General features: G+C 30.4%; 20 protein-coding genes and 6 tRNA genes. 1 reads left to right on the plus strand and 25 read right to left on the minus strand.

The annotated features are described in order from the left end of the window. Positions 1-124: 124 nt before the first annotated feature. The 25 genes from KQI86_RS18280 to purR all read right to left on the minus strand — a co-directional run bounded on the left by KQI86_RS18280 (position 125) and on the right by purR (position 19,668). Positions 125-201: transfer RNA gene (locus tag KQI86_RS18280), tRNA-Met, on the minus strand. A gap of 11 nt (positions 202-212) precedes the next feature. Then, positions 213-288: transfer RNA gene (locus KQI86_RS18285), tRNA-Met, on the minus strand. 12 nt (positions 289-300) lie between these two features. Then, a tRNA-Leu gene (locus KQI86_RS18290) sits at positions 301-389 on the minus strand. 7 nt (positions 390-396) lie between these two features. After that, positions 397-473 (minus strand) — tRNA-Met (locus KQI86_RS18295). An 11-nt stretch (positions 474-484) separates the two neighbouring features. Beyond that, positions 485-560, minus strand: a tRNA-Met gene (locus KQI86_RS18300). A gap of 11 nt (positions 561-571) precedes the next feature. Beyond that, positions 572-660: transfer RNA gene (locus tag KQI86_RS18305), tRNA-Leu, on the minus strand. 110 nt (positions 661-770) lie between these two features. Beyond that, positions 771-1,181, minus strand: coding sequence for a S1 domain-containing RNA-binding protein (locus KQI86_RS18310; RefSeq protein WP_216440872.1), 411 nt, complete (start codon positions 1,179-1,181; stop codon positions 771-773). Positions 1,182-1,230: 49 nt separating this feature from the next. Next, on the minus strand, positions 1,231-1,509 hold the full coding sequence (locus KQI86_RS18315) for an FtsB family cell division protein (RefSeq protein ID WP_216440873.1): 279 nt from the start codon (positions 1,507-1,509) through the stop codon (positions 1,231-1,233). Positions 1,510-1,596: 87 nt separating this feature from the next. Beyond that, positions 1,597-1,995, minus strand: coding sequence for a spore cortex biosynthesis protein YabQ (yabQ, locus tag KQI86_RS18320; protein ID WP_216440874.1), 399 nt, complete (start codon positions 1,993-1,995; stop codon positions 1,597-1,599). Between the two features lie 9 nt (positions 1,996-2,004). Beyond that, positions 2,005-2,292, minus strand: a complete 288-nt coding sequence (gene yabP / locus KQI86_RS18325; RefSeq protein WP_216440875.1) for a sporulation protein YabP — start codon at positions 2,290-2,292, stop codon at positions 2,005-2,007. Between the two features lie 355 nt (positions 2,293-2,647). After that, complete coding sequence (locus KQI86_RS18330; RefSeq protein ID WP_216440876.1) at positions 2,648-2,908, minus strand: RNA-binding S4 domain-containing protein; 261 nt, start codon at positions 2,906-2,908, stop codon at positions 2,648-2,650. Positions 2,909-2,975: 67 nt separating this feature from the next. After that, positions 2,976-3,269 carry an HU family DNA-binding protein gene (locus tag KQI86_RS18335; protein WP_343216195.1) on the minus strand — a complete coding sequence of 98 codons (294 nt, stop codon included), beginning with the start codon at positions 3,267-3,269 and terminating at the stop codon, positions 2,976-2,978. 94 nt (positions 3,270-3,363) lie between these two features. Continuing rightward, positions 3,364-4,812, minus strand: a complete 1,449-nt coding sequence (gene yabN, locus KQI86_RS18340; RefSeq protein ID WP_216440878.1) for a bifunctional methyltransferase/pyrophosphohydrolase YabN — start codon at positions 4,810-4,812, stop codon at positions 3,364-3,366. Next, positions 4,778-6,361 carry a putative polysaccharide biosynthesis protein gene (locus KQI86_RS18345; RefSeq protein ID WP_216440879.1) on the minus strand — a complete coding sequence of 528 codons (1,584 nt, stop codon included), beginning with the start codon at positions 6,359-6,361 and terminating at the stop codon, positions 4,778-4,780. Before KQI86_RS18345 ends, yabN begins: the two co-directional genes overlap by 35 nt. Before the next feature lie 165 nt (positions 6,362-6,526). Then, positions 6,527-7,078, minus strand: coding sequence for a stage V sporulation protein T (gene spoVT / locus KQI86_RS18350; RefSeq protein WP_216440880.1), 552 nt, complete (start codon positions 7,076-7,078; stop codon positions 6,527-6,529). 119 nt (positions 7,079-7,197) lie between these two features. Beyond that, a complete protein-coding gene (locus tag KQI86_RS18355) occupies positions 7,198-8,202 on the minus strand; it encodes a peptidylprolyl isomerase (protein WP_216440881.1) in 1,005 nt (334 codons plus the stop codon). A gap of 72 nt (positions 8,203-8,274) precedes the next feature. Next, positions 8,275-11,781 carry a transcription-repair coupling factor gene (gene mfd, locus KQI86_RS18360; protein WP_216440882.1) on the minus strand — a complete coding sequence of 1,169 codons (3,507 nt, stop codon included), beginning with the start codon at positions 11,779-11,781 and terminating at the stop codon, positions 8,275-8,277. A 23-nt stretch (positions 11,782-11,804) separates the two neighbouring features. After that, positions 11,805-12,371, minus strand: coding sequence for an aminoacyl-tRNA hydrolase (gene pth, locus KQI86_RS18365; protein ID WP_216440883.1), 567 nt, complete (start codon positions 12,369-12,371; stop codon positions 11,805-11,807). An 89-nt stretch (positions 12,372-12,460) separates the two neighbouring features. Next, complete coding sequence (locus KQI86_RS18370; protein WP_216440884.1) at positions 12,461-13,642, minus strand: S1C family serine protease; 1,182 nt, start codon at positions 13,640-13,642, stop codon at positions 12,461-12,463. Between the two features lie 76 nt (positions 13,643-13,718). Further along, entirely contained in the window at positions 13,719-15,125 is a 1,407-nt protein-coding gene (locus KQI86_RS18375) for a HAMP domain-containing sensor histidine kinase (protein WP_216440885.1), read from the minus strand. A gap of 1 nt (position 15,126) precedes the next feature. After that, a complete protein-coding gene (locus tag KQI86_RS18380) occupies positions 15,127-15,813 on the minus strand; it encodes a response regulator transcription factor (protein ID WP_216440886.1) in 687 nt (228 codons plus the stop codon). A 170-nt stretch (positions 15,814-15,983) separates the two neighbouring features. After that, a complete protein-coding gene (locus KQI86_RS18385) occupies positions 15,984-16,943 on the minus strand; it encodes a ribose-phosphate pyrophosphokinase (RefSeq protein WP_216441014.1) in 960 nt (319 codons plus the stop codon). A 19-nt stretch (positions 16,944-16,962) separates the two neighbouring features. Next, the gene (glmU, locus tag KQI86_RS18390) at positions 16,963-18,333 is read right to left on the minus strand and encodes a bifunctional UDP-N-acetylglucosamine diphosphorylase/glucosamine-1-phosphate N-acetyltransferase GlmU (RefSeq protein ID WP_216440887.1); all 1,371 of its coding nucleotides are present in this window, start codon (positions 18,331-18,333) and stop codon (positions 16,963-16,965) included. A 135-nt stretch (positions 18,334-18,468) separates the two neighbouring features. Next, on the minus strand, positions 18,469-18,750 hold the full coding sequence (spoVG, locus tag KQI86_RS18395) for a septation regulator SpoVG (protein ID WP_216440888.1): 282 nt from the start codon (positions 18,748-18,750) through the stop codon (positions 18,469-18,471). Between the two features lie 108 nt (positions 18,751-18,858). Next, on the minus strand, positions 18,859-19,668 hold the full coding sequence (purR, locus tag KQI86_RS18400; protein ID WP_216440889.1) for a pur operon repressor: 810 nt from the start codon (positions 19,666-19,668) through the stop codon (positions 18,859-18,861). A 195-nt stretch (positions 19,669-19,863) separates the two neighbouring features. Here purR and murC point away from each other — a divergent pair, with 195 nt between their 5' ends. Continuing rightward, the gene (murC, locus tag KQI86_RS18405; protein ID WP_216440890.1) at positions 19,864-21,240 is read left to right on the plus strand and encodes a UDP-N-acetylmuramate--L-alanine ligase; all 1,377 of its coding nucleotides are present in this window, start codon (positions 19,864-19,866) and stop codon (positions 21,238-21,240) included. Positions 21,241-21,295 lie beyond the last annotated feature (55 nt).

Consider the following 21,295-nt stretch of genomic DNA (forward strand, 5'->3'; position numbering starts at 1 on the left):
GGAAAATTTGAAGTTTTGATAAGAATAAAGGCAGGTACTATTTATAACTTGTTATAACTTGCAAAATAATCAAATATTATTTAGTAAATAGCAAAAATGATTACCTTATTAGGTAATCATTACTTGGTAGCGGAAATAGGACTTGAACCTACGACACTCCGGGTATGAACCGAATGCTCTAGCCAGCTGAGCTATTCCGCCATATTTCATTATGGTAGCGGGGGCAGGACTTGAACCTACGACCTTCGGGTTATGAGCCCGACGAGCTGCCAACTGCTCCACCCCGCGATATTATAATTTTGGTGCCGAAGACCGGAATCGAACCGGTACGGTGTTTTAGCACCGCAGGATTTTAAGTCCTGTGCGTCTGCCAGTTCCGCCACTTCGGCAAATATATGGTAGCGGAAATAGGACTTGAACCTACGACACTCCGGGTATGAACCGAATGCTCTAGCCAGCTGAGCTATTCCGCCATATTTTATTATGGTAGCGGGGGCAGGACTTGAACCTACGACCTTCGGGTTATGAGCCCGACGAGCTGCCAACTGCTCCACCCCGCGATATTATATTTTGGTGCCGAAGACCGGAATCGAACCGGTACGGTGTTTTAGCACCGCAGGATTTTAAGTCCTGTGCGTCTGCCAGTTCCGCCACTTCGGCATTGTTTTGTATATCACTTCTTGCGACATAGTCTATTATATATCAACTATTTATTTATGTCAACATATATTTTTTTATTTATAAAAAGAGGCTATTAAGCCTCTTATTCTCTAATAGTTTGAGTTCTTTCTATAGCCACGATTCCTTGAATCTTGATTTTTCTTTATGTCTTGAAGTCTTTCCTCACTTTCCTTCAAAAATTTAAGCATTCTATCCTCAAAATCTTTAGGTGACTGCTTTTCCTTTTCTTTATTCCAATCTATTTCGATTGGTCTTACAGATTTTTTCTGCGGTTCTGCCTGTTTTATTGACAGACTTATTTTACCATTGTCATCAACAGAAATTATCTTTACTTTTACTTTGTCTTTTTCCTTTAGAAAACTTCTTATGTCTTTAACGTAACTATCTGAAACCTCAGATATGTGGACCAAGCCTGTTTTGCCTTCGATTTCTACAAAAGCTCCAAAGCCTGTAATGTTTACCACTGTGCCTTCTAGTATGTTTCCAGCTTTTAAGGTCATATTGAAAAAATTCCTCCTTAAAAATGTATATTAATATTAATATTAAACTTTATTTACTTGTACTATTATTTATAACAGCACTTTCTCCTGGCTTAATTAAATTTAACTTCTCTCTTGCCAGCTTTTCGATGTATGCGTCTGATTTAGTCATTTCCACTTCATCTTTTAATTTTTCGTTTTTATCTTCTAGCTTTTCAATTTCAATATTTTTTTCATTCATCTGAGCTTCTATATTTTTCATAGTGATTTGCTGTTTACCTAAAATAAAACATACATAAAAGGCCAGCATGAAAAAGAATACTTTATTCAATTTACCAAGCTTTCTCATAGATAAATTATCCTTTCTTTAATTAAGGTTATCCTTTAGTTATATTCTAATGGCAATTGAATTTTTCTTCAAGTGATTTTTATAATTTTACTTTACTTTTTTATTTTTAATTTTATATATTAGTAATTCTATCGGAAATAGAATGGTATTTTTTAGTACTCTTAGTAATTTTCCTATAATATTTATAGAATTATAAAGCACTTTTATGAAAATATTACTGGCAAGTTTTAAATAAAAAAATATCCCAACGATAATAAATAAATAGACATAAAATCCTACATACGCATAATTAAAATATAACAAGAATATGAATACTAATATGCTAGACATTATCCAAAATAATATATCTTGGATATATGTTATTACTTTATTAGGGTTCTCAAACCCTCTAATAATTCTATATATATCAAATAGTATTCCCGTTATGATACCAGAGGCTAAACTAAATACTACTAATTTCACCTGATGTTCTATAGATATTATCATTTTTACTCCTTACTTAAATAATTTTGATAATAATTTTTCTTTTTCTTTTTTATTTTCTTTATTGGTGTAAACACAGGAATTTATCATACCATTTATTATAACCTCACCATTTTGAACGTCTAGCTTGTTCATCTTTAGTCCCTCTCCCTTTATATGTAACGTTCCTAATGTAGTATTTAATATTATCTGTTCCTCATTAAAACTAAAAACTTCTACCACTCCATTTAAAAAAAGTTTCTTTCTATTTTCTAATGTCATAACACTCTTTTCTTCTAATCTTATCTCTTTTTTTTCCATGAGATTCACCTCCAACTTTATAATATTATATGCATATGTTTTTTTATATAGCACTTATCTTTATCAAGTAATTCTTAGCTTCAGATGGAGTTTACTTAAAAGGAATACTTATTCCAGCTGAAGCTTAGAAGAACTTATCCAGGGACGTAACATCCGTTATGAACAACATAAGAACTCTAAATGGCTGAAGCTCAAGAGTTCTTATATCTCCCATTTATAGAAGATGGGAGTATTACGGATGGTAGTCATCGGATAAAGTGAAATTTAGTTCAGATTAGGTGACCCCTGTTTAAAGAAGATAAGATTATTACAGGGCGTAATCATCTAATAAAAGAAAAAGACCGAAGGGTCTCCTTCAGTCCATATCTTCATCTCCTGATATTATTTCATACATCTCTTTAGCATCTTCTTTCTTTACATGCTCTGATATATTAATAATTCTAGCCTTTAGTGATTTTTCAGAATACTTAATTTCAATAATATCATTTTCTTTTACTTCCGTACCTGGTTTAGCAACCTTATCATTTATGAGCACTCTTCCACTTTCACAAGCTTCTTTTGCTACAGTTCTTCTTTTTATAATTCTAGATACTTTTAAATACTTATCTAATCTCATATTATCCTCCTCAAATCACAAAAAACCCAGATTTACACCTAGGTTTTTTGAAAAATACAAAAGTATCTTATTTATTTACTTTATCTTTAAATTCTTTACCTGGTTTAAACACTGGAACAGTTGATTCTGGAATAGTGATTTCTTCTCTAGTTTTTGGATTTCTACCTATTCTAGCTGCTCTGTTTCTTGTTTCAAATGTTCCAAATCCTACTAATTGAACTTTTTCACCCTTTTCAAGTGTTTCCTCAACTGATTCGATAAACGCCTTAAGAAGTAGTTCAGCATCTTTCTTAGTTAATTTAGATTTTTCAGCCATACTTGTAATTAATTCTGCTTTATTCACTTTTTTTACCTCCTTAATATTGAGTATGCTATAAAATAGCTTACATACTATAAAATAGCATATTCTTCACTGATTTTAAAATTCCTTCTTTGAGTTATATGTTTTTATAAATTTAATTATTTTTTTTCGCTTCTTCCCATAGTTTATCCATTTCTTCCAATGTCATTTGTTTTAAATCAAATCCCATTTTCGACGCGGTTTCTTCTATGTATCGGAAACGATAAATAAATTTATCTATAGTATAATTTAATGCATATTCGGGGTCTATGTCAAGAAATCTTGCTACATTTACTACTGAAAATATTAAATCTCCAACTTCTTCTAATATTTTTGCCCTATTATTACTTTTATATACATCTCTTACTTCATAATATTCTTCTACCACTTTAGATAATGCATCTTCAATCTTATCCCAGTCAAAACCTACCTTAGCGGCTTTCTTCTGAACCTTTTCTGCTCTCATTAAAGCAGGTAATGTCTTTGCTATATGCTCTAATTCTTCCGTATAAGAACTAAATCCTTTATTAATTCTCTTTATTTCATCCCAGTTATCTAATACTTCTGTAGATGAGCTTACTTTTGTACTCTCAAATACATGAGGATGCCTTTCTATCATTTTTCTGCAAATACCTTTTGTTACATCATTTATATTAAAGCTATTCTCTTCTCTTCCTATTTGTGCGTGAAAAACAATTTGCAGAAGTAAGTCGCCTAACTCTTCCCATAGCATATTATCGTCTGTTTTTTCTATGGCTTCAATAACTTCATAAGTTTCTTCTATTAAATATCTCTTTAAAGAATCATGATCTTGTTCTTTATCCCAGGGACATCCATTATCCCCTCTTAATTTTTCCATTATGTGCACTAAATCATGAAAATCTCCAACATAATCTTTCTTTTCAGGTATATAAATCGAAGTTAAGTAATCTATATCTTCCTGTCTATCAAGTTCATATAATTTTATTTTCCTTATGCTCTCTAAACCTTCTACTCCAGCTGCTCTAACAAAAAATATTTCTTCCTCATCTCCATAATAATCCTGAAGCTGAAGCTTTACTTCAGAAGCTATAAATTTATTATAAACTTGTGTTATTATAGTTCCAACTCTTCTGTCTAAGATTCCTTCTTTTATTTCAAAGGCATCCATTATCTTTAATCCTTCTATTGGGTCTATCTTCAATGATTCTACCATAGCATCTACGAAGCTTACAGCTGGATATATTTTATATTCCAAATTGTTCTCTTCACATAGTTTTATTAAATTAGTTACTGATTTCTCTGCAACTAAAGGGTGCCCTGGCACAGCATATACGATTTCTTTATATATTCTACACTTTTCTACTAATTCTTCAGAAATTGATATATATACTTCATCAAAACTTTTCATGGTTTCATATTTATTATCGAAGGTAGAGAAACTTATATTTAGACCTTTTAGATATTCTACAACTGGATGTTTTTCTGTCCTTAGGTAAATATTTTCACAACTCCTTAATACCTCTATACTTCCTAAGGTTAGTGCCTCTTTAGAACCTGGACCAAGTCCTATGATCTTTATCATCTATACCTCTCCTTTTGTGACGTAAAATCTTATTTTTAAAGTATCCAAAGCTAAATATTCTCATAGTAAAAATTAGTATACTATATATTAATATACCTGAAAATATAGATATTACACAAGCTAAATTACTACTATTCATAATAACATATAGTCTTGAATTTATTAAAATAACTGAAATTATCATTATAATTGACGCCAATAGCGGTTTTATAAATATATTATACCAATCCATCCTAATTTTTAAGCTGATTTTAAGCAGTAGCATATTTAATATGGTAACTATGAGGTATCCCCCGATAGATCCAATTACCGCGCCATAAATACTTATGCCCTTTATAGGGACTAACTTTGCTGTTAACATTACTTTTACTATACATCCTAATATAAGAGTGACCACAGGGGTAATATATTTGCCTATACCTTGCATAATAGCCGTAGATGTTTGAGTCAGTATGATAAAAGGAATAGATATGGAAGAATATTTTAATATTTCTCCCCCACCACTATGCCCCGGAAATAAAAGTTGCATAATTTGTTCTGATAAGAAAAATAGCCCTAAGCAAGATGGAAATGAAATTACCGTAGCAAATTTGATAGACAATTGAGTTTTTTCCATAAGCTCGAATCTTCTATTTAAAATATAACACTCTGCTATAATGGGTACTAAAGAGGCACATAATGACATTGATATGGTAAGTGGAACATTTATTAATACAGATGCTTTACCAGTCAATTGCCCGTAGAGTATAGTAGCCTCCTTAAAGTCTAGCCCCCCTTGCAAAAGTTTCTGTGGAACTAGAATAGAGTCAATTAGACCCATAACACTGCCTACTGTAGCTCCTAATGATATTGGTACAGATATATATATAAGCTTACTCAATATATCTAAATTGTCTCTTACATTCTTTACATTTATCTCTTTTCTTACACGAATATATCTTGCATATAAATATATCCCACCTAGTATTCCTCCCGCTGTTGCTCCAAAAGCAGCTCCCCCTGCTGCATACTCTATTCCCTTAGGTAAAAGCATATATGCCAGGCCTATTCCAAATATTACCCTTCCTACCTGTTCTATAATTTGTGATACAGCTGATGGATTCATGTTTTGTAACCCTTGGAAAAACCCTCTAAATGCACTGATTATTGAAATGAAAAAGGGAGCTGTGGCAATGCCTATCAAAGAGTAATAAGCCTTACTATCCCATTTAAAAAGGTCAATAATATATCTTGAAAGTAGCAGAATACTTACTGTAAATACTCCACCGATAACTACCATTAGCAACATTGCCTTTTTAAATACTTGTAGTATGCCTTCATTATCTCCTAAAGCCTTTCTCTCTGAAACCATCTTAGATATAGCAACTGGAATTCCTGATGCTACCGCAATAAAAAATAGATATAAAGGATAAGACATTTGATAATATCCTATTCCTTCGTCACCTATGAGCATTATTAAAGGCCATCTAAAAAATAATCCTAAAAACTTAGCGAAAATTCCTGATAGTCCTAAAATAAGTGTACCTTTTAACAAGGATTGCTTTTTCATAATTAATACCTCCGAAAGTCTTCTAAATATTATTTATTTATAATTCAGAGGCAATATTACTTTTTATTGAATATTTTTATAAATCATTGTCAATAATTTTTATGGAACAAAAATAAATGGCAGACATGCTGCCATTTAATATTAGCAATTTGTCTACCATTTTATTTATTGCTCCATTTGTTTTCCTAAGAAGGATGATGCAGTTTCAGCTAACTTAATTTCTACGTCTCCAAACTTCTTACCTTCTTCTTTAGATACAATAACAACAGCTCCAATTGCATCTCCTTCTGCTATTATTGGTGATATAACTTGCCCTTTATACTTTTCATCCACCTCTTCATCATCATAGAGTGGTATAATGTCTGAGCTTTGATTGTAATTAACTACTTTTCTTTCTTCAATAATCTTTTCTAAATCTGTACTTATTTTTTTGTCTAAATACTCTTTTTTAGGAGCTCCACTAATAGATATTATGCTATCTCTATCGCAAATAACTACTATATTTCCTGCTGCTTGCTGTAGAGATTCTGCATAACCTTTGGAGAATTCGCTTAATTCACCAATAGGGGAGTATTTCTTTAATATAACTCCTCCTTCTCTATCAGTAAATATCTCTAAAGGGTCTCCCTCTCTTATCCTTAAGGTCCTTCTTATTTCTTTAGGAATAACGACTCTACCCAAGTCGTCTATACGTCTAACAATTCCTGTGGCTTTCATATATTTTTTTCCTCCTTTAAATTGATATTTACAACTTGTATTAATATTATCTTTCTATTTATGAAATTTTATACACATTTGTAATTTAAAAACCCCGAAATTAAATTTCGGGGTTTTTTTTAAACTAAATTTTTTACATATTTTTCAGTTTCTATTTTAGATTCTGATTTCCATTTTTCTAATTCAGCATTAAATTTTTTCTGTTGTTCACTTGAAAGCAACTCTTTTTTGATTTCTTCTTTTACTGTATCAAACTTTTTAATTGTTATAGGTTCTTTATCTATTAATTTAATAATGTGGTATCCATACTGACTCTTTACTGGTTCTGATATTTCACCTTTATTTAATTTTACTACTGCGTCTACAAAAGGTTTAACAAGATCTCCATATCCTGTCTCTCCTAAGTCTCCACCATTTTCTTTTGAACCATCTAAAGAAACTTCTTTAGCTACTTTAGCAAAGTCTTCACCCTTATTTAATCTTTCCTTAACTTTTTTAGCTTCCTCTTCTGTAGCAACTAATATATGGGCTGAATGAAATTTGCTATCTCCTTCTAAAAATTGATATATATTTTCATCATAGTATTTTTTTGCAACTTCATCAGTTACTTTTACATCTTTAACTATAAGATCTCTTACTTGAAGTATAGTAAATTGTGTTTTATAGAAGTCCTTTAATTGAGCTTCTGTAATTCCCATAGTTTTCAAATCTTCAAGGAATTTTTCTTTATCATTATTAAAACCATTCTTTATTACATCATTAAATGTTTTTTCTACTTCTTCATTTACTTTATTTTCGTCTATTTTCAAGTCTTTTGATTTTTGTAATATTAATTTTTCTGTAACCATCTGTTCAACAACTTGTTTTTTATATTCTAGTAATTGTTCTTTTACTTCTGTATTGTTTATATAATTTTCACCATACTCTTCTTCTAATTTTTTTATCTGTTCTGCTACTATAGGATTTGAATCCAACTCTTCTCTAGTTATAGTTTCATCGTTTATCTTAGCAACTACACTTTTCTTTATTGCTTCTGGAGTTTTTTCAATCATGTTACATCCTACAGCTGAAAAAGTCATTGCTGCTACTAAGGATGATATAATCAGTTTTTTTATGTTTTTCACTATTATTCCCCCACTCTATTCTATGTTTTTTTACTATACTAATTTTTTTATACAATGTAAATAAGTTTTTATTTACTTACATCCATCTTTTATAAATAATATAAGCTCTTTTAATTTAGCTAATAAGTCTTCTTTTTTAATGTTATTTAAATTATAAACTAATACAGGTTTTTCAGCAAATCTAAAGGATATTATTCTATTGTAGTTAGTTTTAATACCTTTTCTTATACAATCATTTAGTCTTTCCATATTTTCAAATTGTATAAGTATCTCCTCCCCTTTCTCTTTAATTTCCTCAATTCCTAAGCTCTTTGCAATACTTCTTAAATATGCAATATCCATAAGATTAACTACCGAAGTAGGTATATCAGAAAATCTGTCTTCAAGCTCTTCCTGTATGTCTATAAAATCTTCGTAATCATTTATAGATGCAATTTTCTTATATATTTCTATTTTTTGAGTTTCATCTTCTATATAACTTTCAGGTATATATGCATCTATTTTTAATTCTATTGAGGTTTCTACAGGCTCCTTATCAATCTCACCTTTTAGCTGTTTTATGGTATCTTCTAACATTCTACAATATAAATCATATCCAATAGAAGACATGTGACCATGCTGAGAAGAACCCATCATGCTTCCGGCACCTCTAATTTCTAAATCTTTCAATGCTATTTTAAATCCTGATCCTAATTCAGTAAATTCTTTTATAGCCTTTAGCCTCTTCTCTGCCACCTCTGTTAGAATTTTATCCTTTTTATAAGTTAAATAGCAATAAGCCATCCTATTACTTCTACCTACCCTACCTCTCAATTGATACAATTGAGATAGTCCCATTTTATCTGCATCAAAGATTATCATAGTATTTACATTGTGTATATCCATTCCAGTCTCTATTATTGTTGTGGCTAACAAAACATCATATTCTTTATTGATGAAATCCATTATAACTGTTTCCAGCTCTCTCTCCTTCATCTGTCCATGAGCTACTCCTATTTTTATTTCAGGTATAAGCTTTGATAAATAAGCCGACATATCCTTTATATTTTCTACTCTATTGTATACAAAATATACCTGTCCTCCTCTATTTACCTCTCTTAGTATAGCGTCTCTTATCAATTGATCATTATATTCTACCACATAGGTCTGTATAGGATATCTCTCTTCTGGAGGAGTTTCTATAACACTTATATCTCTTACGCCAACTAAGGACATATGCAATGTCCTAGGTATAGGTGTGGCGCTAAGAGTTAATACGTCAATATTTTTCTTTAAAGATTTAATCTTTTCTTTATGCTTTACTCCAAATCTCTGTTCTTCATCAATTATCAGTAACCCTAAATCTTTAAATTCTATATCTTTTTGTATAATTCTATGAGTTCCAATTAATATATCTACGTTACCTGCTTTAACAGCTTTAATAGTTTCCTTTTGTTGAGAAGTAGTTCTAAATCTACTTATCATATCTATTTTAACTGGAAAATCCGAAAATCTTTGAACTAAATTATTGTAATGTTGCTGAGCTAATATAGTTGTTGGCACTAAAAAAGCTACTTGTTTACCATCCATTACAGATTTAAATGCAGCTCTTATGGCTACTTCTGTTTTACCATATCCTACGTCACCACAAAGAAGTCTGTCCATAGGTTTATCTGACTCCATACTGTTCTTTATATCTTCAATTGCAGTAAGTTGGTCTGGAGTTTCATCAAATGGAAATTCATCCTCAAATTGCTTTTGCCATACGGTATCCTTAGAAAAGCTATAGCCCTTTAGAGTTGATCTTACAGCATATAAGTTCACTAAATCCTGAGCAATTTCTTCTATAGATTTTTTAACCTTATTTTTTGCCTTTGCCCATTCCGAACCACCTAATTTATTTATCTTAGGTGTATTACCTTCTCCCCCTACATACTTTTGCACCATATCTAATTGTTCCACAGGAACATATAATTTATCTTCTCCATAGTAAACAAGTTCTAAATAATCCTTTTTATGCCCACCTATATCTAGCTGCCTTATACCTTTATATAATCCTATACCATGGTTTACATGCACTATATAATCTCCTGGTTTAAGCTCTGAAAAGCTTCTGATTTTACCTAATCCTTTTTTAACAAACTTTTTATTATTTTTCTTTTTAGCTTCTCCAAATACTTCTTTGTCAGATATAATGCCAAGTTTTAAGTTAGGATATTCATACCCTTTTATCTGACTACCAAAAGTTATTACTACTTCTCCTGGTAAAACTTCGCTAACTATATCTTTATAAGAACTCTCTATACCTCTCTCTCTTAATGTATCAACTAATCTCTCACCCCTAGGCCTTGTACCTGAAAGAATTATAGTTTTATATCCTTGAGATTTTTTATATTTGATGTCCTCAATCAGCAAATCTAGTTGCCCTTGATAGTTGTGTAAAGTTATTTGAGTAAAATTCGAAATTGCCCTAGGTTGAAGTATGCTTGTTGATTTTGGTATTGAACTAAAAGTAATAACTTTTCTAGATTCTAAGCTATTTATTAAATCTTCCTTTGGCAATAACAATTCAAATTGCTTTGGAAGTATATCTCCTCTTTGGAAAAAACCTTTGTAGTTTTCTTCAAATTCAAAATATGTACTGTTTAATTTACCAATACATCTTTGAACATCGTCCATAACTATAAACCAATCTTTAAAAAAGTCTAAAAATGATGAAGTGTTATCATAAAAATAAGGTAAATAACTATCAATAGTTTCAAATTGCCAACTCTCTTTTAAACTTTCAAGATTTTTATATATAGTACTCTTTAATCTTTCACTAACTTCCTTATCTTTAATATTTTTTAATACTTCCTTTAAATCTTTTTCTATATTAATAAATCCATTTTCTATATTTTCCTTAGTAAGTACTATTTCTTTTGCTGGAAATATCTCTATAAATTCAGTCTTATCTATACTCCTTTGAGTTTCTAAGTTAAAGCTTCTTATAGAATCTATTTCGTCACCAAATAATTCAATTCTATAAGGTTCTATTGATATGGGAGGATATATATCTAAAATTCCTCCTCTTATAGAAAACTGTCCTTTACTATCTACTAAATCCACTCTCTCATAACCACATTGTATTAATTTTTGAGATAAGTCTTTAAAATTTACAGTATCTCCTACTTTATACTTAAAAGTATGTGATCTATATAAACTCAAAGGTATATATGTAGATGCTAGAGACTCAATTGATGCTACTACAATTTTTTTCCCCGGCTTCAATATATTTTTGATGACTTTCAGTCTCTCCCATCTTAAATCACCTGATATAGCATCAATATTATAAAAAACTACTTCTTTCGTAGGAAAATAATATACTTCCGGAATATAAAAAAATAAATCTTCTTGAATATTCCTTGCTTCCACATCACTAGAAGTTAATATTAATATTGGCTTGTCCGTTTGATCATATATTCCTCCTAATATATAACTTTTGGAGGATTCAGAAATACCATATACACCTATTGGATACTTTTCTTTTTCTATACTGTTCTTTATGACTTTAAATTCTGGACTATCTAAAAGAGGTTTTAAAACCCCAGCAAGTCTCATTTATTCTTCACCCCATTAAAACTCTACTCTACTTTAAAGCTATTATATTTATTCATAGCACTCTCAGTGCTTTCTTTTATTATTGTCTCTGTAATTTCTACAGTGGCATTAATACATTTATCAATTGTTTCTTTATCTTCCTTTGAAAACCTTCCCAGAACATGGGAAACCATATCCTTTTCAGCTTTTCCAACACCTATTTTAACTCTTGTAAAATCTTCTGTACCAAGATGATATATTATATTTTTAATTCCATTATGACCACCTGAACTACCTTTTGGTCTAATTCTAACTCTTCCTACATCTAAATCCACATCATCATAAATAACTATTATATTATCAATACTTATTTTATAAAAATTTACTACTTCTCTTACACTTTCACCACTTAAATTCATAAAAGTAGTTGGTTTTAGTAGTATAACCTTTTCTCCACATATATTTCCTTCACCATACATTCCTCTAAATTTTATCCTATTTATATCAACATTATACCTACTAGCTATTAAATCAACGGCTTCAAATCCCACGTTATGTCTAGTATTTGCATATTCTTTTCCTGGATTCCCTAGTCCAACTATTAAAAACATTTTACCTTCCTCCGTAAAATAATTTGCACAATATTATTATTATACTATAAACATTCAAATAATAAAGAGACTTTAAAAGTCTCTTTAAATTAACTATTAGTTTCTTTTACTTCTTTAAGGGTTATATTTAATTCTTTAGTAGATCCATCTCTCCATACTTTACAGGATACTTTATCTCCTATTTTATGCTTATCTAAAATTTCTGCTAAATCATCGAATCCATTCACCTTAACATTATCTAATTCTATTATTATGTCTGTTGGTTTTATTCCCGCTGCAGCCGCTCCAGAAGCTGGTACAACTTCATTTACATAAAATCCTTTTATTTTGCCATCTCTAGAGCTAACTGTCTGACCTAAAACACCTAGTGACGGTCTCTTTACCTTTCCATCACTCATTAGAGCATCTATAATAACCTTCGCTTCATTGATTGCTATGGCAAATCCCATTCCTTCTGCGTTCGCCTCTGCTCCTATTTTTAAACTATTAATTCCTATTACTTCACCGTTCTCATTAACTAAAGGTCCACCACTATTTCCAGGGTTTATTGCTGCATCTGTCTGTAATACTTTATAAATAGCTCCATCATGTTTCATAGTTCTATTTAACGCACTTATAATTCCTGCAGTAACAGAGCCTGCAAACTCTTCCCCTAATGGATTACCTATAGCTACTGCTACATCTCCTACTCTTACTTTGCTTGAATCTCCAAACTTTGCTGTAGGTAAGTTTTTAGCATCTATCTTTATAACTGCAAGGTCTGTTCTTTTGTCATACCCTACTAACTTTGCTGGAAAAACTTTTCCATTGGATAATTTTACTGTAACTTCCTTAGCTCCTTCAATAACATGATAATTTGTAACTATATATCCATTAGAATCAAAAATTATTCCGGAACCTATTCCTTGATCTATAGTTCCCCAAAACGTTTCAGCTTTGTTACTAACTCCTACCACTGCAGGGCCTACCATATCTGCGACCTTACTAATTGTATTTCCTGTTGAGTTAAGTTTTTGAGAATTATAGTCAGTTGAAATTTCATCATTTTGTAACATTCCATAATTCCCCTGGTTGCTATTATACTTTCTATTTACTATATAAGCACCAGAAACACCTCCAGATATGGAAGCTATTATTATGAATGCTACAAATCTTAAAAATCCACTAAAAACTGATTTTCTTTTATTTTTTCTAAATTTTATATTTCCATCCTCTGGATTTATACTTTCCCATCTTACATCTTTTACTTCATTAAATTTATAATCATCCATTATTATACACCTCCTAGTTATAAAGTAATTATATTTTATATTTTTTACTTAGCTGTGAATAAAGTGTAATCAATTTTTATATTTTCTTTAAAGAAAAAGTGAACATTACTCCATTATCTTTATTTTCAGCCCATATATCTTCACCTAACTGAGTAAGTATACTTCTTACAATAGAAAGTCCAAGTCCTGTACTGATTTTAGATGACCTAGCTTTATCAGCTTTGTAAAATCTAGTCCATACCTTTTTCAAATCTTCTTCGCTTATTCTTTCACCTGTATTAAATATTGATACATATATTTTGTCACTTCTTACTGTAGTCGATATTTCTATGCTGCCACCTTCTTTAGTGTACTTAATGGCGTTATCAATTAAATTTGTTACAACTTGAGTTAATCTATCTTTGTCACCTATGGCGTATAAATCGTCGTTTTCTAAACATACATCCACATTTAATTTTTTATTTTTTATGTTATGTTCATATTTTATAACTGTAATTCTTATTATTTCATTAATATTTACTTCTTCTATTCTTAGCTTTAATTGCCCTGCCTCTATTGCTGATAGATCTAATAAATCATTTACTAACCTAGTAAGCCTTTGTGTCTCGTCATAAGCTAAAGAAAGATAGTATTTTTCATTTTCTCTTGGGATTACTCCATCTAATATTCCCCCGATAAATCCTTTTATAGAAGTTAATGGAGATCTTATTTCATGAGATACGTTTGATATAAATTGTCTTCTGTTCTCTTCTATCTTCTCTAAAGATTCTGCCATTGAGTTAAAAGAGTTGGCTAAATCTCCAATTTCATCTTGGGAGTCTATATAAACTCTTTTATCAACCTCTCCTTTAGATATTTTATCTGCTACATAGTTTATTTTGCCTAAAGGCTTAATAATAATTTTCTGTGAAAAATAGTAAATAACTATAACGGATATAATTATAGCTAGTATTGCCGAAATCCATATAATTTCATAAAATGTTTCTAAAGGCTCCTTTATTTCCTCAATTGAAGTATGCATTATAATAGCACCTTTAAACATATCCTTATAAAATATTGGAACAATATAAGTATGCGTAGGATTATTAAAAACCCCACCATGTGCTTCTCTCTTTTCTATACTTCTGCCAAACCTAAGTTCCTCTAATTCATCACTTAATATTTGACTTCCTATTAAATCTTTATCTTCTTCAACAGAAACTGCATAAACAATTCCATAGTTATCAGCTAATCGTATATTAGCATGAAGGAGGTTACCCATACTACGTATTAATTCTTCCATTCTTTGATGAGATACCCCACCTTCAAGATATTTAATCGCTGTGATTGCCATAAATTCACATTCATTTGAAAGTTGTGTTTTTCTTTGACTAAAATAATAACTTTCAAACCAATAAGATAGAAAAGTTGCTGTTATAACAAAACTAAGAGTTATAATAGTAGCAAAAGTTATTACCATTTTTGAAAATAAGCTTTTTTTCATATTACTTCACCTCAAACTTATAGCCAACCCCCCAAACTGTTTCTATCTGCCAGTTAGAACCTCTTTCTAGTTTTTCTCTAAGTCTCTTCACATGTACATCTACAGTCCTAGAGTCTCCTGGGTAGTCATAGCCCCAAACTTCACACAGTAGTTGCTCTCTTGTAAAAACTCTATTTTTATTACTTGCTAAATAATGAAGAAGTTCAAATTCCTTAGGTGGCATTTTAATTTCTTCTCCGTTGTATATTACGGTATAAGAGTTTATATCTATAGTTAAATCATCAAACCTTAATGCTTCCTTATTATCTCCCTCTGAATTATATCTTCTTAGAACAGCTTTAATTCTAGCTAATAATTCTTTCGGTTCAAATGGCTTTACTATATAATCATCTGCGCCTAATTCTAAGCCTAAAACTTTATCAAAAGTCTCTCCCTTAGCAGTAAGCATTATTACTGGTGTTTCATAGTCTTTTCTTATCCATTTAAGCACATCTATTCCGTCCATATTTGGTAACATTATATCTAACAAAACTAAATCTGGCTTATACTCTAAAAAATGTTCTTGTGCTCCCTTACCGTCATTGCTTGTTTTTGTAGCATAACCGGAATTCTCTAAATACATCTTTATTATTTCGCATATATTTTCATCATCATCCACAATTAATATTTTAGCTATTTTACCTTCCATTTTTTAATCCTCCTAATGTAATATTACTATTTTAAATTTATCATATATTAACCTCTTTTTTATAGTATATTCTTAAAAAGTTACAAAATATTTACTACTTTCAAAAATTATCAATTCCAAAAAGGAAAAGGAATGGTTTTATTAGAGTAAAACCATTCCTTTTTATGCAACTATTGTTCAAATAATTTACTTACTGAAACTTCTTCGTATATTCTACTTATTGCTTCCGCAAATACAGGTGCTACTGATAACACTTTAAATTTAGAACTTTTTTTACTTGCTGGAAGATCAATTGTATTTAACATTATTAATTCCTTTATTACTGATTCATTTATTCTCTCTATTGCAGGTCCTGATAATACCGCATGAGCGCAGCAAGCATATACTTCTTTTGCACCCATTTTCACTAATGCATTTGCACCATTTGTTATAGTACCAGCTGTGTCTATCATATCATCTATAAGTATACATGTCTTATCTTTTATGTCACCGATTATGTGCATAACTTCTGATACATTTGGCTTTGGTCTTCTTTTATCTATTATAGCTATTGGAGCATGAATTCTATCAGCAAATTTTCTAGCTCTAGTAACACTTCCTAGATCTGGAGATACTACAACTACATCGTCTCTCTGGTCGAATCCATTTTCTGCAAAGTACTTTCCTAAAATAGGAACTCCTAATAAATGATCTACTGGTATATTAAAGTATCCTTGTATCTGAGATGCATGTAAGTCCATAGTTAATACTCTGTCTGCTCCTGCTGCTGTTAGAATATCCGCTACTAATTTAGCTGTAATTGGATCTCTCGCTTTAGCTTTTCTATCCTGTCTAGCATATCCATAGTATGGCATAACTGCAGTTATTCTTCCTGCTGAAGCTCTTCTAAATGCATCTATCATTATAAGTAGCTCCATTAAGTTATCATTTACAGGTTCATTTGTAGGCTGTATTATAAAAACATCTACTCCCCTTACTGTTTCATTGATATCTACACATATCTCTCCATCACTGAAAGTTCCAACCTTTGCATCTCCTAGCGGAACCCCTAATATATCTGCAATATCCTTAGCCAGCTTTGGATGTGCATTACCTGTAAAAATTTTCAAACCTTTACCTTGACTCATAATTGAGTAAACCTCCTTAGTACTATTTATTAAATGCTTTTTTTGTTACCCATCCTTCTTTGTTTGTCTGTCTTGCCCTAGCTATTGCTAAAGCGTCTTCTGGTACCTCTTCAGTAATAGTGGACCCTGCCGCTATATATGAATTATTATTTATCGTTATTGGTGATACTAAATTTGTGTTGCAACCTATGAATACATTATCGCCAATAATAGTCTTATATTTATTTTTTCCATCATAATTGACTACAACAGTGCCACATCCAAAATTACAATTTTCTCCTACCTCTGCATCTCCAATGTAAGTTAAATGTGATACTTTAGTATGATCGCCTATAGTGGATTTTTTTATCTCAACAAAATCTCCTATTCTCACTGATTTTCCAATTACACTATCTGGTCTTATATAGGCAAAAGGACCTACGGTAGTATTATTGCCTACACAACTTTCTAATATAACAGAGCTCTGAATTGTAACTCCAGACTCTATTGTACTATCTTGGATTCTTGAATTAGGATATAAAACACAATTTTTCTTAATTATTGTTTTTCCTCCTATTACATTTCCAGGATATATAATAGTGTCATTTCCAATAATTACTTCTGCATCAATATAGGTGTTTTTAGGATCTATAAGTGTTACACCATTTTCCATGTGTTTATTATTAATTCTTCTTCTCATAATATCTTCTACTTCAGCAAGCTGAACTCTAGAATTAACTCCCATTGTTTCCTCAAATGGAACGGGCATAGCTCCTAACTTTTCACCTTTAATTTTCAATATTTCAATCACATCTGTTAAATAGTATTCTCCTTGAGCATTACTATTAGATAAATTATCAAGGCTACTTAAAAGGGCATCTATATCAAAACAATACATGCCTGCGTTAATTTCATTTACTTCTAATTCTTCTTCAGAACAGTCCTTATGCTCGACTATCTTTTTTACTTCTCCATTTTTTTCTCTTATTACTCTGCCATAACCATAGGGAGTTTCAACTATTGATGTGAGTATTGTTCCTTTAAAACCGTTTACTTGATGAAAGGATACAAGTTTGCTAACAGTTTCAGTTGTAACTAATGGAGCATCACCAGTAAAAATTGCCACAATTCCCTTTTTTCCTTCCAAAAAATTCTTTGCACATTTTACCGCATGCCCAGTTCCCAACTGCTTTTCTTGAAGTGAATAACTTACATTTTTTGATATAGTATTTTCTTTTACTTTTTCTGAACCATTTCCAATAATTATATTAACATCATTAATATCAGCTTCTCTTAAAGTATCTATAACATGGTTTATCATTTCTTTGCCACATACCTTATGTAAAACTTTAGGTGTGGTAGATTTCATTCTTTTTCCTTCTCCTGCTGCTAGTACTACAGCACAACTATACATTTTATCACCTCTTTAAGGTCAATTATTTCACTTATTTCATTATTTAATTATATTTTATATGGACACTAATTTCAACCATATTAAACATATTCAGAAAATTCCCAAATACAAAAAGGAGTATTTCTACTCCTTTTCCTATTGTTCTACTTCTTCTTCTGATTCGTCTTTAACTTTTTCGTACTGATCTAAAATTGCTTTTTGAATTTTTTCTCTTGTTTGTGTATTTATTGGATGAGCTATGTCTTTAAATTCTCCATCAGGAGTTTTTCTGCTAGGCATAGCTATAAACAGACCATTTTGACCCTCAATTACCTTTATATCATGAACAACAAATTCATTGTCAAAGGTCACTGACACAATGGCTTTCATTTTTCCTTCAGCAGCAATCTTTCTAACCCTTACATCTGTAATTTCCATAGATACTCCACCTCCGAGATGCTTATGTACATTATATTATTCTATATAAATTTCATTTTTCCTTCTTTATTTTTAAAAAATTATAAAAATTTAAAAACTTTTGTAATTTTATCTTTTAGAAGGATATACTATTACATTATTATCTGGGTCAAATCCCTCAAATTCTATGATGGAAACATATTCTTCTATTAACTTCTTTTCAATACTTATATTATCTATTAACACACCGATTCCTACTAGCTTACTATCAAATTCTTTTAATAAGTCGATTATACCAAAAGCAGTTCCTCCAGCTTTCATAAAATCATCTATGAATACACAATTGCTACCACTTTTAATTGCTCGTTTAGATAAAGACATATTCTGTATTCTATTAGTAGATCCTGATACATAATTTATTGTAACGGTGGATCCCTCTGTAACTTTTGTTTCTCTTCGAACTACTACAAGTTGCACACCTAACATTTTAGCAACCTCGTATGCAAGTGGTATCCCTTTCGTCTCTACAGTTACTACATAATCTACGTTCAAATTATTAAAAGCTGATGCTAATATTGTTCCTGCTCTTTGAATAATATATGGATTTAAAACTAAATCTGTTACATAGAGAAAGTTTCCTGGTATTATTCTTTCTCTATCTTTTAAAATCATACATAATTCTTCAACAAATTTTAATCTATCTTCTTCTGATATGCCACAAACATATCTTACTCCACCTGCTGCTCCTGATATAGTTTCTACTCTTCCCATAGAAAGTCTTGATAAAATATCTTTTATAGCAATTAAATCTTCGCTTATTGTTGATTTTGCCGCATTAAATTTTTCTGTGAATGTATTTAAATTTATTATTTTATTTGGATTTTCTATTAATATCTTAGTAATTGCTGATATTCTTTGATTACGTGTAAATTTTTCCATAATATATCACCTATCCGTTATTCTTACGAATTATTTTATTAAATAATTATCTTATTATTCATATTTTATTCTAAATATTATATATAATCAATGTTTTATATAAGTTTTACAATATTTAATCACAACAATGTGTTTTTTTCAGTAGTTTTTGTATATAATTATTTAATGGAGTTAATTTTTAAGGAGTTGATTACTTTGTCGCTAGAATTTATCAAAAGTATGGATAAAAAAATTCACTTTATTGGAATTGGTGGAATAAGTATGAGCGGTTTAGCTGAAATACTTTTAGAAAAAAACTATAATGTATCAGGTTCTGATATAAATAGTTCTAATATAACTAATACATTGCAAAATAAAGGTGCAGAAATTTATATTGGCCATAAGAGGGAAAATATAGATACCAATATAGGACTAGTGGTCTACACAGCTGCTATTTCAAAGGATAATCCTGAGCTATTGAGAGCTTCCAATCTAAACATACCATTGATGGACAGAGCTGAATTTTTGGGCAATCTGATGAAAGATCATAAATATAATGTAGCAATTTCTGGTACCCACGGAAAAACCACTACTACTTCTATGCTTTCGCACATAATTATAAAAGCTGAGTTAGATCCTACTATATTAGTTGGTGGAGAATTAGATATAATAAATGGAAATGTTAGAACTGGAAATAGCCAATATTTCATAACTGAAGCTTGTGAATATAAAGGCTCATTTTTAAAATTCTTCCCTTATGTGGGAGTAATACTAAATATAGATGAGGACCACTTAGACTATTATAAAGATATAACTGAAATACAAAAAGCTTTTATAGATTTTGCTAAAATGATACCTAAGGATGGTTATTTAATTGCATACGCTGAGGATGATAATATGGATAAAGTTTTACAATCCGTAGATTGCAATATAATAACTTATGGTTTAAATAAAGGATGTATCCAAGCTACAGATATTACATATGATAAAAAAGGTTGTGGTTCTTTTAAAGTAATTAAAGATGGTAATTTTTTATTTACTGTAGACCTTAATGTTCCCGGAGAGCATAATGTGCTAAACTCCTTAGCAAGTATAGGAATATGCTTGGCTTTAAATATAGGTTATGAACACATAGTAGAAGGTTTAAAAAGTTTTCATGGAACTCATAGAAGGTTTGAATTAAAAGGCATTAAAAATGGTGTAACTGTAGTAGATGATTACGCTCACCATCCAACAGAAATAAAAGCAACTTTAAATGCCTCAAAAAATTATCCTCATAATAGAATAGTATGTGTATTTCAGCCCCATACTTATACTAGAACATACACTTTACTTAAAGAATTTTCGGAATGCTTTGATGGAGCAGATCAGATAATTTTAGCAGATATATATGCTGCAAGAGAAAAAGATACTGGAATAGTAAATTCAGTAATCTTAGGGGATAAAATAAGAGAAAAGGGATTATCTTGTATAAATTTTCATAGTTTTGAAGATATAGTTAAATATCTAAGAGAAAACTTACTTCCAGGAGATTTACTTTTAACTGTAGGCGCTGGAGATATTTATAAAGTAGGAGAAATGTTTTTGAAATAATAAAGTATTTATAAAAATTTTATTTAAAAGTGTAAAACACCTTTAATGTGGTAAC

Source organism: Clostridium mobile, from assembly GCF_018918285.1.
Taxonomy (GTDB): Bacteria; Bacillota; Clostridia; order Clostridiales; family Clostridiaceae; genus Clostridium_AW; species Clostridium_AW mobile.

What these genes read in the sequence shown, in the direction of transcription:
- KQI86_RS18315 (WP_216440873.1), bottom strand. Translation starts at nt 1,509, where the DNA reads ATGAGAAAGCTTGGTAAATTGAATAAAGTATTCTTTTTCATGCTGGCC.
- glmU (WP_216440887.1), bottom strand. Translation starts at nt 18,333, where the DNA reads ATGTATAGTTGTGCTGTAGTACTAGCAGCAGGAGAAGGAAAAAGAATG.
- purR (WP_216440889.1), bottom strand. Translation starts at nt 19,668, where the DNA reads ATGGAAAAATTTACACGTAATCAAAGAATATCAGCAATTACTAAGATA.
- KQI86_RS18310 (WP_216440872.1), bottom strand. Translation starts at nt 1,181, where the DNA reads ATGACCTTAAAAGCTGGAAACATACTAGAAGGCACAGTGGTAAACATT.
- KQI86_RS18370 (WP_216440884.1), bottom strand. Translation starts at nt 13,642, where the DNA reads ATGGATGATTATAAATTTAATGAAGTAAAAGATGTAAGATGGGAAAGT.
- pth (WP_216440883.1), bottom strand. Translation starts at nt 12,371, where the DNA reads ATGTTTTTAATAGTTGGACTAGGGAATCCAGGAAAAGAATATGCAAAT.
- KQI86_RS18330 (WP_216440876.1), bottom strand. Translation starts at nt 2,908, where the DNA reads ATGAGATTAGATAAGTATTTAAAAGTATCTAGAATTATAAAAAGAAGA.
- yabP (WP_216440875.1), bottom strand. Translation starts at nt 2,292, where the DNA reads ATGGAAAAAAAAGAGATAAGATTAGAAGAAAAGAGTGTTATGACATTA.
- spoVG (WP_216440888.1), bottom strand. Translation starts at nt 18,750, where the DNA reads ATGGAAATTACAGATGTAAGGGTTAGAAAGATTGCTGCTGAAGGAAAA.
- spoVT (WP_216440880.1), bottom strand. Translation starts at nt 7,078, where the DNA reads ATGAAAGCCACAGGAATTGTTAGACGTATAGACGACTTGGGTAGAGTC.
- yabN (WP_216440878.1), bottom strand. Translation starts at nt 4,812, where the DNA reads ATGATAAAGATCATAGGACTTGGTCCAGGTTCTAAAGAGGCACTAACC.
- mfd (WP_216440882.1), bottom strand. Translation starts at nt 11,781, where the DNA reads ATGAGACTTGCTGGGGTTTTAAAACCTCTTTTAGATAGTCCAGAATTT.
- KQI86_RS18380 (WP_216440886.1), bottom strand. Translation starts at nt 15,813, where the DNA reads ATGGAAGGTAAAATAGCTAAAATATTAATTGTGGATGATGATGAAAAT.
- yabQ (WP_216440874.1), bottom strand. Translation starts at nt 1,995, where the DNA reads ATGATAATATCTATAGAACATCAGGTGAAATTAGTAGTATTTAGTTTA.
- KQI86_RS18375 (WP_216440885.1), bottom strand. Translation starts at nt 15,125, where the DNA reads ATGAAAAAAAGCTTATTTTCAAAAATGGTAATAACTTTTGCTACTATT.
- KQI86_RS18345 (WP_216440879.1), bottom strand. Translation starts at nt 6,361, where the DNA reads ATGAAAAAGCAATCCTTGTTAAAAGGTACACTTATTTTAGGACTATCA.